12 protein-coding genes and 1 rRNA gene are annotated in these 12353 nt (G+C 45.5%); 1 reads left to right on the top strand and 12 read right to left on the bottom strand.

Annotated elements, in window-relative coordinates:
- Window positions 1-57: 57 nt before the first annotated feature.
- The 4 genes from WC227_01870 to WC227_01855 all read right to left on the bottom strand — a co-directional run bounded on the left by WC227_01870 (window position 58) and on the right by WC227_01855 (window position 3900).
- On the bottom strand, window positions 58-390 hold the full coding sequence (locus WC227_01870) for a hypothetical protein (GenBank protein ID MFA6963444.1): 333 nt from the start codon (window positions 388-390) through the stop codon (window positions 58-60).
- Window positions 387-839: a hypothetical protein gene (locus WC227_01865; protein MFA6963443.1), complete on the bottom strand. Its 453-nt coding sequence runs from the start codon at window positions 837-839 to the stop codon at window positions 387-389. The genes WC227_01870 and WC227_01865 overlap by 4 nt, the downstream gene beginning before the upstream one ends.
- A gap of 331 nt (window positions 840-1170) precedes the next feature.
- A 16S ribosomal RNA gene (locus WC227_01860) occupies window positions 1171-2620 on the bottom strand.
- A 320-nt stretch (window positions 2621-2940) separates the two neighbouring features.
- Window positions 2941-3900 (bottom strand): NGG1p interacting factor NIF3, encoded by a 960-nt coding sequence (locus WC227_01855; GenBank protein MFA6963442.1) that lies wholly within the window; start codon window positions 3898-3900, stop codon window positions 2941-2943.
- A gap of 59 nt (window positions 3901-3959) precedes the next feature.
- Here WC227_01855 and WC227_01850 point away from each other — a divergent pair, with 59 nt between their 5' ends.
- Window positions 3960-4928: a hypothetical protein gene (locus tag WC227_01850; protein ID MFA6963441.1), complete on the top strand. Its 969-nt coding sequence runs from the start codon at window positions 3960-3962 to the stop codon at window positions 4926-4928.
- Window positions 4929-4993: 65 nt separating this feature from the next.
- On the opposite strand, the gene WC227_01845 is transcribed toward WC227_01850, so the two are convergent.
- The 8 genes from WC227_01845 to WC227_01810 all read right to left on the bottom strand — a co-directional run bounded on the left by WC227_01845 (window position 4994) and on the right by WC227_01810 (window position 12347).
- Window positions 4994-5371, bottom strand: a complete 378-nt coding sequence (locus WC227_01845) for a hypothetical protein (GenBank protein MFA6963440.1) — start codon at window positions 5369-5371, stop codon at window positions 4994-4996.
- Window positions 5372-5474: 103 nt separating this feature from the next.
- Window positions 5475-6053: an ATP-dependent Clp endopeptidase proteolytic subunit ClpP gene (gene clpP, locus WC227_01840; GenBank protein ID MFA6963439.1), complete on the bottom strand. Its 579-nt coding sequence runs from the start codon at window positions 6051-6053 to the stop codon at window positions 5475-5477.
- A 101-nt stretch (window positions 6054-6154) separates the two neighbouring features.
- Window positions 6155-7345 carry a glycosyltransferase gene (locus WC227_01835; protein ID MFA6963438.1) on the bottom strand — a complete coding sequence of 397 codons (1191 nt, stop codon included), beginning with the start codon at window positions 7343-7345 and terminating at the stop codon, window positions 6155-6157.
- Between the two features lie 100 nt (window positions 7346-7445).
- A complete protein-coding gene (gene tig / locus WC227_01830) occupies window positions 7446-8645 on the bottom strand; it encodes a trigger factor (protein ID MFA6963437.1) in 1200 nt (399 codons plus the stop codon).
- 129 nt (window positions 8646-8774) lie between these two features.
- A complete protein-coding gene (locus WC227_01825; protein ID MFA6963436.1) occupies window positions 8775-9344 on the bottom strand; it encodes a hypothetical protein in 570 nt (189 codons plus the stop codon).
- A 123-nt stretch (window positions 9345-9467) separates the two neighbouring features.
- Window positions 9468-10397 carry a carbohydrate kinase family protein gene (locus WC227_01820; GenBank protein ID MFA6963435.1) on the bottom strand — a complete coding sequence of 310 codons (930 nt, stop codon included), beginning with the start codon at window positions 10395-10397 and terminating at the stop codon, window positions 9468-9470.
- Window positions 10394-11209: a class II fructose-bisphosphate aldolase gene (locus tag WC227_01815; GenBank protein MFA6963434.1), complete on the bottom strand. Its 816-nt coding sequence runs from the start codon at window positions 11207-11209 to the stop codon at window positions 10394-10396. The genes WC227_01820 and WC227_01815 overlap by 4 nt, the downstream gene beginning before the upstream one ends.
- Window positions 11210-11225: 16 nt before the next feature.
- Window positions 11226-12347, bottom strand: coding sequence for a phosphoglycerate kinase (locus WC227_01810; protein ID MFA6963433.1), 1122 nt, complete (start codon window positions 12345-12347; stop codon window positions 11226-11228).
- Window positions 12348-12353 lie beyond the last annotated feature (6 nt).

The raw sequence follows: 12353 nt of genomic DNA, 5'->3' as shown, positions 1-12353 counted from the left end.
ATCTCAATCGCTCTGATTCCTCCCCCAATCCGCAGTGGACTGAGGTGGAATTATGCCCTATTTGGGCCAATTTCCGCTCTGGGCGACAAAGCCCATTTCGTTCGCCATCTGAGCAAACTCGCGGAATCCCTCCCGAGTGAAGGGAACTAACTCTTCTTCGCCCTGGTCCTGCGAGTTGCAACCAGAGGCGATTATTTCGCCGTCGTCATCGTAGACAATGAAGTTGGCGTTTCCAGGACGAAAGTATTCGGCTTCGATCCGAAAATCGAAACCTTCTTCTTTCTCCCAGACAACTGAAAGAACATTTATCTCACCACTTTCGAGCATACGGATCGCTCGATAAAGCAATGGATTCGCAGTGTTCTCTTCTGTTTTCACGGATATCTTCATACTTCCACCTGCCGACAGATGATCCCCAGGCCGTAGAGGCCATAGAAAATCCAAGCGTAGGAAAAAGTCGCTATGAGCATCGCTATGATCGTTAGATCCCAGACGCTGCTTAACGTGAATGGCATGTAATAGGACAACCCATGATGGGCCGCTACTGTTAACACCAGAAAGGCAATTATCCCCGCAACTCCCGATGCGATGAGCGACGATAATTTCATTGGATCGGCGTTGAACACTTTCCTTGACCAGTGCACACCAGTCCAGATCAGTAGACAAAATAGGATTATTCCCATCACCTGTATCAGCACAAAATCATGCTGATAACGTTCAGTCTGCCCCATTGCCAGGGCTTCAATTGTGACAAGATAGTTTCCAGTCAGCAAATTGAATACGCAGTTTGTGATCGCCATGTACAAAGCGAAAACACCTATTAAACGAATTACTCTCACTTTTTGCCCCTCCTCAAATTGAAATGAGCAGAATACGCTATTCTTCAGAATACAAATCGAGAAATTCCTGTCTCGCTCTATCCTGAACCCCTAATTTTTTCGAAGAATAACTGATCTCTGCCAATCTTAATTTCGACTGCAATATTATAAACTTTTTTTGTTTTTTTGTCAATTAAGATAGACACAAAAAAGAGCCCAGGGGCTCTTTTTTAGAGTTCTTTTGCAACTAAATAGTGATGATGAACGCAGGTTTCGCCTCACTCTCGTTTAGAACGAGTGATAGGCGATCGACCATCTCTCACCTCGATAAATCGAGGGAGATGCTCCTTAGAAAGGAGGTGATCCATCCCCACCTTCCGGTAGGGATACCTTGTTACGACTTAGTCCTGATCACCGATCCCACCGTGGTCCTCTGTTGAGGCCTTCGGGCGTTACCGGCTTTCCTGACTTGACGGGCGGTGTGTACAAGACCCGAGAACGTATTCACCGTGGTATGGCTGACCCACGGTTACTAGCGATTCCGACTTCATGAGGGCGAGTTTCAGCCCTCAATCCGAACTGGGGGTAGGTTTGTTGGGATTAGCTCCACCTTGCGGTTTGGCAACCCATTGTTTCTACCCATTGTAACACGGGTGTCGCCCAGGACATAAGGGTCACGCTGATCTGACGTCATCCCCACCTTCCTCCGATTTAACACCGGCAGTCTCGTATGTAAAATTAACATACGATAAGGGTTGCGCTCGTTGGCCGACTTAACGGTACACTTCACAGCACGAGCTGACGACGACCGTGCAACACCTGTCTTATGGCTCCTTACGGCACTCCCACGTTTCCGCGGGATTCCATAGATGTCAAGCCCTGGTAAGGTTCTTCGCTTGTTGACGAATTAAACCCCATGTTCCACCGCTTGTGCGGGTCCCCGTCAATTCCTTTGAGTTTTAGCCTTGCGGCCGTACTACCCAGGCGGCATACTTAACGCGTTAGCTTCGAAACGCAGAGGGTCGATTCTCCGCATTCCTAGTATGCATCGTTTACGGCGTGGACTACCGGGGTATCTAATCCCGTTCGCTCCCCACGCTTTCGCTCCTCAGTGTCAGGTAGTGCCCAGAAGACTGTCTTCACCATTGGCGTTCCTTGTAATATCTACGCATTTCACTGCTACACTACAAGTTCCATCTTCCCCTGCACACCTCTAGTCAGAAAGTTTCAAGTACGTTCCCCGGGTTGGGCCCGGGTCTTTCATACTTGACTTTTCAAACCACCTACGAGCTCTTTACGCCCAGTAAATCCGGATAATGTTCGCACCCTACGTATTACCGCGGCTGCTGGCACGTAGTTAGCCGGTGCTTATTCACGAGGTACCTTCATATTTATTCCCTCGTAAAAGAAGTTTACGATCCGAAAACCTTCATCCTTCACGCAGTGTTGCTGCATCAGACTTGCGTCCATTGTGCAAAATTCCCTACTGCTGCCTCCCGTAGGAGTATGGGCCGTGTCTCAGTCCCATCGAGGCTGGTCATCCTCTCAGACCAGCTACCCGTCATCGCCTTGGTGAGCCATTACCTCACCAACAAGCTGATAGGAGGAAGGCCTCTCCCGAACCGCATAAAGCTTTAACCTTGCGGTACTATCCAGGATTACCCCACCTTTCGGTGGGCTATCCTTGAGTTCGGGGCAAGTTCCTTCCTATTACTCTCTCGTCTGCCGCTATATCGCTCGACTTGCATGTATTAGGCACACTGCCAACATTAATCCTGAGCCAGGATCAAACTCTCCAAAAAGAATTTGAGTGACTCTATTTGCTTCTCGACTTGCGCCGAGAAAATTTAAAATCTCAAAAAAATTGATTTCGTTTAACTCTTGCGAATTAAACGATCTTCAAGCGTTCTCATCACTATTTAGTTGTTAAAGAACATCTGCAAATAAATAATTCCTGCTTTTTTAAGCAAAAAAAACGATTCCCCTTGTTTTCCACAGTCCATATCTTTTTGCGACTAGATCGATGTTAACTCAAAAATGATCTTTTGTCAACATTTTGGGAAAGGGATTTTTTGGATATAAAATTGCGCTATCTGGGTCGGCCCTAGAGAACAAAAATATACTACTTAATTCTGCTATGTCTGATGAATCCAGAACATGGAATAATCTCTACCCCACGCTTCTCGAGTTCATCCATAATTATGTTTAGGCCAAGTGAATCACTCGCCATATGACCAGCGATCACGACGTTGATATAATGTTTGGCTGCTTCTTCCCTGTGCTTTTCGCCGATGTGCATATCGATCACAGTGCCGATGCCGTATTGACCAAGTTTTTCATAAATCTTTTCGCTACCTCCGGTCCCGCCGGTCATTCCGAGAAGGATTTTGCCAGCACGAGATTTTTCACTGCCTGAAAACACGACCGGCCCCATTGCCAGCCTCATTCCCTCCGCATATTCTGGAATCTCCTTGAGCAAATCGACAATTTCACCGACGGTTTCCGGCTTTTTCTTATCCATGATCTCTTTCACGTATTTGAAAACGGAATTATCAGCTGGGGTATGAATATTTACCAGCGGAATATTGAGCAATTTTGCGGTGTCCGCAGATTGATAATGGTTCACTGGTGCGACACTTCGACCAATTTGGGAAATTCGCTCTTCCATGATCTTCTCCGCAATATTGCCTGGCACGCCCTCTTGCTCCATCACATCAATTTGCATATCCATGACGTCGCCAAGATTGGCCAATGATTTTCCGATCGGATGATGACCGATGATAAGGTCAATCTTCCTGCCCTGTTTGTTTAATTCATTTGCCAGAAGAATCTCGGATGGATCAGCATCAATCCCAACCAAAACGGTTTTGACTTCCTTGTTCATATCAGGCACAAACTGGATGTTGGTATCGGAATATGGATTGGTCAGCCGATCAAGATCGTACTCTTTTTTCTTTTTCTCTGGCAATTCGTCAAATTCTTCCTTGCGCTTCGCAAGTATCTTTTCGATTTTCTTGCGACCTCGTGGATCATTGTCAATGCCGATCTGAATCGCAAGCTCAAAAATTTCTTTTATTTTCATATTTCTCCTTGTTTATGTATTATTATCATAACAAATCAAATCTTAAAAGAAAGAGCATCATGCCCATATGGCGTAGCGGTGAAAAAGGAATGTTTGAAGACGACAAGAAACAGCCTTTGGCTGAATCGAACAAGCCAGATAATTCAAAAAGATTCTTGGCTCCAGAGGAGCTCCAGGAAATGGCGGAAGAACGTCGGCTAAACGCTCAGATCAGAGCAAAAAGCGAAGCAGATGATGAAGAGAATATCGAAGAATGGCGAGAAGTAATAGATAACACAACAATAAATAAGCCGAACAACACACCTCCGAGTCCAGACGCCTCAAATAGATTTTTGTCTCGAGAGGAGCTCCAAAAACTGGCGGCAGAACGTCGGCAGAACTCTACTAACTTAAATACTGATTCACCGGGAAACACTCCAGCTGAGAAAGTTGCGACGAGCACCCCTACAAAAGAAAAAGTTAACCGAGGTCCTGAGCCAGAGATGGACACCATAAAGACACTCGCAGAACTCCCATACGACGGCACGAGAGAATACAAGAAGATATTATCTGAAACAGCAAAATATGCCGAATGGATTGCAAAAGACCCAGCGTCAAAAGACAATAACATCACTGATTTCAACCGCGCACTTGAATTGATTGCCTCTCAAGACAGAAGATTCGGGGTCAATATTGATATAACACAAGTAGCAAAAGAAAAAGATCTCCTGGAAAACATTTATGTGCCATTGATGAAAATTTGGAAAGATAATGGTGCAAGATTTGATGACAAAACCCGCTCTCTTTCGTATTTAGCGGCTGGTGCACTGGCCTTTGCAATGGATGGATTGCAAACAATTCACAATCAAAAAGATAAAGATGGCAAATACACTGATCCAGACTACCAATTGTTTCGAGCCGCATCAAATTACGAGGAATTGAATCAGGATTTTAAAAATATAATTTTGACAAACAAAGACAACCCAAGCTTCGCGAATATTATCAATAATTTGAAGATGAAAAAAAGAGCCAAAAGCTGGCTTCTCTAGATCGGTTGAACCAGGTAGCAGAAAATAAAAAGTGGCGCTAGACCTACTAGCGCCACGAACAACTTTTAATCCTGTTTTTTCTTTGAGCCCGCAGGCTCGCCTTCGAACTCGATCAGCGCGTTCCAATCGATTTGATGAAAATGTCTTCGGTCGGGCAATCCTGCCAACCAATTTGTCGATTCAAGATAAATCTCGCAAATTTCTCCGCTCGATAACTTTTCACGGGCAGGGAACACCATGTCATATACGATAACCTTATCGCGTTCATGTTCCTTCTCTGACGGAAACTTTTCCGTAACACATACTCGAATCGAATCGAGTGGGATCGAAGGGTCATCATCGATGGCCCAGCTAAAACCTTCGTGCGGTTTCAGCTTTTCTAACATAATTTCGATTTTGTTCGTAGCTCCATCGCGAAGCTGTTGGAAGTTAATTAAGCACATTTGCGCCCCCCTTCAAGATTTGTCGTCTTGAATTAAGTGAAGAACCGGTTCACGATTATTCACTCCGTTCAAGAAAACATTCTAGTACTTTCGGCCTCAAGTGCTATTTGATCACTTTATCGATAATTCCATATTTGACCGCTTCATCGGCACGCATGTAGAAGTCGCGATCTGTATCCTTGGCCACTTTGTCGAGTGGTTGTCCTGTATTTTTGGACAAAATTTTGTTGATTTCCTCACGAATCTTGAGAATTTCTTCAGCTTGAATCTTGATGTCAGAAGCTTGACCCTGTGTCCCGCCCATTGGCTGATGAATCAAAATACGTGAATTTGGCAGTGAAAAACGTTTGCCCTTCTCCCCTCCTGCGAGCAAGAAAGCGGCCATAGAAGCGGCCATTCCTACTGCGACAGTCGATACATTTGGCTTCAGATATTGCATTGTGTCATAAATCGCCATTCCTGAATAAACCGAGCCTCCGGGCGAATTAATATACATCGTAATATCCTTCTTCTGGTCCTCTGCCTCAAGGAAAAGAAGCTGAGCGATGATCAGATTAGCAACATCATCATCTACCGGTCCACCCAAAAAAATAATTCTGTCCTTCAGAAGTCTTGAATAAATATCGTAGGCTCGCTCGCCCTGCATTGTCTTCTCTATCACTGTTGGAATTAAATAGCTCATATCGTTTCCTTCGTATTATCTTGGTCTCTCTATTATATATCAATTCACAAGTTTGTTATCAATGTTTTTGTATGTGGCCGGCAGAGCCGACCACATACAAGTTATTCAGAGTGAAGAAGGCGGTAAATAGTTACCAATCTCTTCCTCTGGACTCGGGACGAAAGCTTCTCCTCTACCAGTTTGGCGCCTTCATTGCCAGCAATCTTGGCCAAACTGCGATCGTACATAAACATACTGATCGCCGCCGCCCATGCTTCTGGGTCATCGGGAAGCAGAGAGACATCTTCGCAATCAGACAGCAAGTCGTCGAAGCAATACCCCTTCATTACGAACGCGGGTATGCGCATCGCCAGTGCCTCGAAGACAGTCAGCCCTTGTGTCTCGGTCTTGGATCCGAAGACAAAGCAAAGTGCCTTTCGGCAATAAGCCAGCAATTCAACACGGCTGACTGCACCAGTAAATATTATTCTTTTTTCTAATTTCGGCCACTTTTCGGCAATGATTTTCTTGTACCGCTTGATCTCGCCGCCACCGACAATAACCAAGCTAATTTCCTTCGATAGAAAAGTAAGCACTTTGAAAAGATGAACAATATTCTTCTCATCTCCCACCCTACAAGCACAAACGATGTAAGGTCCTTGAGGAACCTTCACCTCAGCTTCGATCTCTGGCAAAGTAATTGGCGAAGACCAAACTTCGATATTTCTATCTAGTTTGAGCTCTCGCTTCATCTTCTTTGCGAAGAAAGCCGAAGGAGCCAAAATCTTGTCTGCTCTGTTGCAACAAAATCTGGTCACTGATGCTGTCAGGTTTATCGCGATATCTCGCAACAATTTCCATCCGATCCAGGCCGCCAGATACTGGCTAAAATCTGTATGCAGATGGAACACAACTTTTGGTCGATTCTTCATCATAGACAGAATCACAATCGACCATACACTCAAAGGAGTTACCGAGTGTATATGAACGAGCTGGACTTCCTGCAATGCGTTGTACAATGCGAAAGTCCAAAAGATAAGGAAGGGAAATGTTGATGGATAATTCCTAACTGGCCGAATGCACGGCACAGTAATTCTCTTATCACAAGTTTGGTCTGTCGCGCTCGGCCCGATCAATGTCACATGCAAATGATGTTCCATCGCCGCAGATACCGTCTCGCCGACCACAACCCCAACACCGCTCTTGTACCTATCTTTCGGCAAGGTTTCTGCAATTACTGCGATCCTCGATAAGAAATTTTTCTCCGAGATTACTGTAACTGCTGCAATCTTTTGGAAAAATGAAATCCCCATTGCATGCAACCTCCGAAACGTCATCTGACGCTATCAAAAATCAGCTAACCATTATGGTCAGCTGATCTTCTTATACAATATATGTCGCTTCAAGTCAAAGTTATTTGGTCAATTCCTTGACCAATTTCTCGATCGCTTTCTTGCCAGAACCCTGATCGCCTGGATCAAGCCCAAGCTCTTTGATCAGATGACCGATCAGGAGTCCGACTTTGACGTTTTTCTCAGCTGTTTTGCCGAAATCCTTGCGTAGATCTGCCTCCGTCTTCTTCAGACTTTCGAGGTAAGATTCGAAGGTCATACCCATTTTCTCAAGTTGGCCTCTGTAATCGGCGAGCATTCTGGCCGTCTCACGGTCAATCATCGCTTCTGGAATCTCGACATGGACAAGCGGCAAGACCTTATCGATCGCTTTCATCTCGACTTCGCTCTCATGTTTGTGCTCAATTTCGTGTTCTAGATTCTTCTTGATCGCTTTCTTCAAATCTGTTGGCGTCTTCTCGCCAAATCCCATCGAAAATTCATTGTCCAGCTTTGGTAAGACAACTTCTTTGAGATTGAAAAGCTCTACCGTAAACTCAGCGTCTTTGCCAGCGTACTCTTTGGAGTGATAATCCTTTGGGAATTTGATCTTGAAAGTCTTCTTCTCGGCCTTTTTCATGCCGACGACTTCCTCTTCAAATCCTGGGATCAATGTGCCTTCGCCCAATACCATCGGATGATTCTTGGAGCACATTGCGTCAATTCGGACTCCTTTGAGTGTTCCTTCGTAGGTCAATTCAACGAAATCGCCCTTCTCAGCCGCCCGATCGACTTCCTTGAAGTTGGCTTTTTGCTTCAGCAAATTGTCGAGGATTTTCTGGATATCTTCCTCTTTGGCTTCCTCTTTTTTTGGTAACTCAATCTTGAGTTTCGAATAATCTCCGACTTTGACCTCTGGAAATACTGCTACTTCGATCGTATATTCGAGATTCTCTTTGACTTCTGCCTCGGTCGCGCCGTAGGTTGGATATTTATCGATTACCACACTTGGCTCAGTGATCGGAGAAACCTCGTGCTCAGTCAAGGCCTGGTAATAGCTGTGGTTGACCGCAATATCTAGAGCGTCAGAGATAATTCTCGAGACCCCGACAGATGATTCGACAAGCGGACGAGGAGCCTTGCCCGGACGAAAACCTGGTAATTTCACTTCTGGAGCAATTTTCTCGAAAGCCTGGTTGAAATATTTGACCATTTCAGCCGGTTCGACTACAATCTTGAATTTAACTTTGCCACCCTTTAGTTTCTCAATTTTTGAGCTCATATTCTCCTATGTCATCCCCGTGCAAACGGGGATCTTGTTATTTATAATCAAAGCTTACGATATCACAACCTGTGCTCATTTTAAAGACATAAAAAGCCGGCCCATACGAGGGTCGGCCAAGAAAAATTGTTACTTAGACATCCTGACTACCATCTTTTCGAGAGACTTCTCGCTACAAAGACGAGCTTTAATCTCCGAAATCGAAGAATGATATTTACCGTTATATAGCCACGTCTTTGCTGTATAGCTCGCATTTTTATTTACCTCGAGATTTACATCAAGATAACGTGCGAGCACAATGAGGCCATCTGGATGGTTAAGATTAACCATCAGCGGAGGCCTATCCCAGATCCCCAAGCTCTGCTGTAATACAACTCTATTGTCAGCAACCTTTTCTGGGTGCTCACAGAGCATTACCCTGAGGGCGGCCAGTCCTGCCGCCTCGGCTGACATTTCCATCATCCAGTGCATTGGAAAAACTGGCTGTCCCGGAAAATGCCCTGTAAGAAATGGTCCGAAATCTTTCGGCTCAAGAATCAAGCGCGACTCCCATGGGGAGATGAGCGCCCGAGTCGCAACCAAAGCGTGCGCCCGGTGCGGGAAGATATCTCTAAGTTCCCATCTCGTCAACATCACTTCAGAGTCGAATGTAGTCAATTTTTCGACCAATTTAGAAGGAAGATTGGATACAGCTATCATAAGGAAAACCCCCGAAAATAGAATTTCATTTTTCTAATGATTGACTGTTTTATACCACAAAAACGGCCATCTTGCAAGTAAGACGACCATCTATAGTCTCTATTTATCGAAAATAATTTAGTTCTAGAAGCGTCTGAGCAGCCCGGTCTGAGCACCGATTTTTCGGATTACCGAGGTCGAATTCTCGATCCCCTGCTTCAAGGCGAGCTCTATATTTTCTGGATCTTGTATCATTCTAGCCAGGAAAGCTGTAGCAAAGGCATCGCCAGCGCCGGTAGAATCAAGAACTTTGACGTTTTTCTCTGCATTTACGCTATAAGTTTCTTTGCCATCATAAGCCCTGACGCCCTCTTTGCCGTTGGTGATCACAATAATTTTGGGGCCAAAATCGGCCAGTCGACGAAGCGCATCTTCCCAAGAAGGCTTGATCGAACAATTTAGGAAATCAATCGCCTCGTCTTTGTTTAGGAACAGAATTGAGGTTAGGCGTAATAAGTTTTTGTAATGAATCGCTTTTCGAGCAATCTGATGAGAACCAGGATTCCAAGCCAATTTGATATTTTTTTCTGAGACCAAAGTCGTAATCTGCTTCTCAACACTTTCTGAATCCTCAGGTAGGGGACCGACGAAAAGCCAATCGGTCGAGAGATCACGCGGAATTTCTATCTTTCCAGTCGAATGATAGACGAAGATCGTTCGGTCGCCATCGATCGAAAAAATGACGGAGAAACCAGTCTTGGCCTCCGAATTTATCCTGACCAAATCGGTGTCCACGACTTCATCCTCCAAAACTTCCATGATTCTCTTCTCCGGCGCGTCTTTGCCTAGTGTTGTGCAGACGGCAGAATTTAGCCCGAGTCTTGCCAAGCCAACGGCCACGTTGCAAGCCGACCCACCGACTTGATGCTCCGCCCATTCGAGCGGGATCTTCTCGCCCAATTCAAAACATATTCCTTTGCCCGAGCCAAAAGATCGCTCGTATCTCGAGTCTAGTTTCGGGCTGACGAATATATCTTCCAGCGCGTCCCCAATTGTCACAACATCATATTTCATTTGCCACCAAGTAATTTAATATAGTGCTCCACGACCTTCTCGACCTCTTCCATGCCCTCCTTCATCACGTTACGATAATCTGACTCCTTTGACGATTCGATTGCCGAGACGAAGGCTTTGCGGATGTTGGTATCAATATTGATCTTGGCAATTCCTAGCGAAATCGCCTCGCGAACATCGCCAGAGGAGAGTCCAGACGAACCATGAAGGACGAGCGGGATCTCGACAATCTCTGCGATTTGACGAAGTAATTCTAGATTTAGTTTTTCTCCGACAGGCGCGCCATGCTCATTGCCGACCGATATTGCCACCGAATCGATCCCTGTATCGTCGACAAACCTTTTGACCTGTTCTGGAGCGGAATAGACTGCCTTGTTTGATAATTTACCGCCCTCTTCGCGGGCAATTACGCCAATTTCCGCTTCTACTGCTACATTATGTTCATGGGCATAACGGACAACTTTTTCAGTATTTGCGACATTTTCATCGTAGTCTAGTGACGAGCCATCAAACATCACGGATTTATAGCCAATATCGATCGCCTGCTTGATGATACCAAAATCCTTGGCATGGTCGAGATGAATCGCCGCCTTGATGCCGGTTGAATCGATCTCATTTGAGACAATATCAAATATATTTTTCAGTCCTGCATATTCTATCGCGCCCGGAGTAGTAGCGATCAAGATCGGTAAGTCAGACTTGGCGGCGGCAGCGCAAATTGCCTTGGTCACCTCCATATTGTTGGTATTAAAAGCCGGCAAGGCGTATCCGCCCCGTCGTGCTTTGTTTAATTCTATAGAAACGTCTGTCACATCCCTCCCCAAATAATTATTCGAGTGCTGTAATTCCTGGCAATTGTTCACCTGCAAGGAATTCTAGTGCTGCGCCTCCGCCGGTTGAGATGAAGGAAATTCCCTTATCTAGCTTTTCCTGTTTGATAAATCCGACCGTATCGCCGCCAGCCACCACTGTCGTAGCGTCCCTGTTCATCCCCATCGCCTTGGCCACTATTTTCATGCCCTCGCGATAACGCAAATCCTCGCTATAACCGAGACTGCCGTTCCAGAGAATCGTCTCTGAGCGTTGAATAATCGAAGAAAAATCTCTGGCCGTAGCAGGTCCGATATCCATAATTTTGAATCCGCCTTCAGGCGTCTCCTCTTTGACAAAATCAGATGGTAATTTGAGCTTACCACCGAGTTTCTCGAGCAATTTCTTGCACTCTTCTACCATTTCCGCATCAAATATTGATTGGCCGATTTCTTCACCTCGTGCTTTTAGAAAAGTGGTAGCCACTCCTCCGCCGATCAGGATATCTTCAGCTAACGGGGCTAATCTCTCAATCACGCCCGCCTTGTCCTTCACCTTGACCCCGCCGATAATGACGGTGAAAGGGTGCTTCGGATCCTGAATCAAGAGCTCGAGATGAGAAACTTCTGATTGAAGCAAGAGTCCTGCATAACTTGGCAATAATTTCGTAATTGCTTCGACTGAGGCATTGGCACGATGCGAGACAGCAAAGGCGTCGTTGACGTAGATTTCGCCATATTTGGCCAATTCCTGTGCAAATTCTGGGGCATTCTCCTCTTCCCGCTTGTCCCAGCGCAAATTTTCCAAGACCAATATTCCGCCTGGCTTCAAATTGGCTACCATCTTCTCCGTCTCCGGGCCCAAAATATCAGGAGCAACTTCGACTTTCAGATTGAGAATCCTTTGCAATTCCTTGGCCGCCGGCAAGACTGAAGTTTCGGCTGTTTTCTGCCCGTCAGGTCGACCGATATGGGTGCCAATAATTATTTTGGCACGGCTTTCGGCCAGCATTCGGATAGTCGGGACTGCTGCCAAAATTCTATTGTTGTCGACTACTTTTCCATCCGCCAAGGGAACGTTGAAATCCACACGAAGAAATACTTTTTTGTTTTTTACATCCGCATCTTGAATAATACGCATTCTAGC

The sequence above is a fragment of the Patescibacteria group bacterium genome, from assembly GCA_041671645.1.
GTDB lineage: Bacteria > Patescibacteriota > UBA1384 > XYA2-FULL-43-10 > 1-14-0-10-43-13 > JBAZBD01.
The sequence above is the reverse complement of the archived record's forward strand: the minus strand, read 5'-3'. Positions and strand labels throughout refer to the sequence as shown.

Excerpts from the sequence above, each read along its gene's own strand:
- WC227_01845 (MFA6963440.1), bottom strand. The coding sequence starts at position 5,371 with ATGTGCTTAATTAACTTCCAACAGCTTCGCGATGGAGCTACGAACAAA.
- WC227_01810 (MFA6963433.1), bottom strand. The coding sequence starts at position 12,347 with ATGCGTATTATTCAAGATGCGGATGTAAAAAACAAAAAAGTATTTCTT.
- WC227_01870 (MFA6963444.1), bottom strand. The coding sequence starts at position 390 with ATGAAGATATCCGTGAAAACAGAAGAGAACACTGCGAATCCATTGCTT.
- clpP (MFA6963439.1), bottom strand. The coding sequence starts at position 6,053 with ATGAGCTATTTAATTCCAACAGTGATAGAGAAGACAATGCAGGGCGAG.
- tig (MFA6963437.1), bottom strand. The coding sequence starts at position 8,645 with ATGAGCTCAAAAATTGAGAAACTAAAGGGTGGCAAAGTTAAATTCAAG.
- WC227_01825 (MFA6963436.1), bottom strand. The coding sequence starts at position 9,344 with ATGATAGCTGTATCCAATCTTCCTTCTAAATTGGTCGAAAAATTGACT.
- WC227_01835 (MFA6963438.1), bottom strand. The coding sequence starts at position 7,345 with ATGGGGATTTCATTTTTCCAAAAGATTGCAGCAGTTACAGTAATCTCG.
- WC227_01820 (MFA6963435.1), bottom strand. The coding sequence starts at position 10,397 with ATGAAATATGATGTTGTGACAATTGGGGACGCGCTGGAAGATATATTC.
- WC227_01855 (MFA6963442.1), bottom strand. The coding sequence starts at position 3,900 with ATGAAAATAAAAGAAATTTTTGAGCTTGCGATTCAGATCGGCATTGAC.
- WC227_01850 (MFA6963441.1), top strand. The coding sequence starts at position 3,960 with ATGCCCATATGGCGTAGCGGTGAAAAAGGAATGTTTGAAGACGACAAG.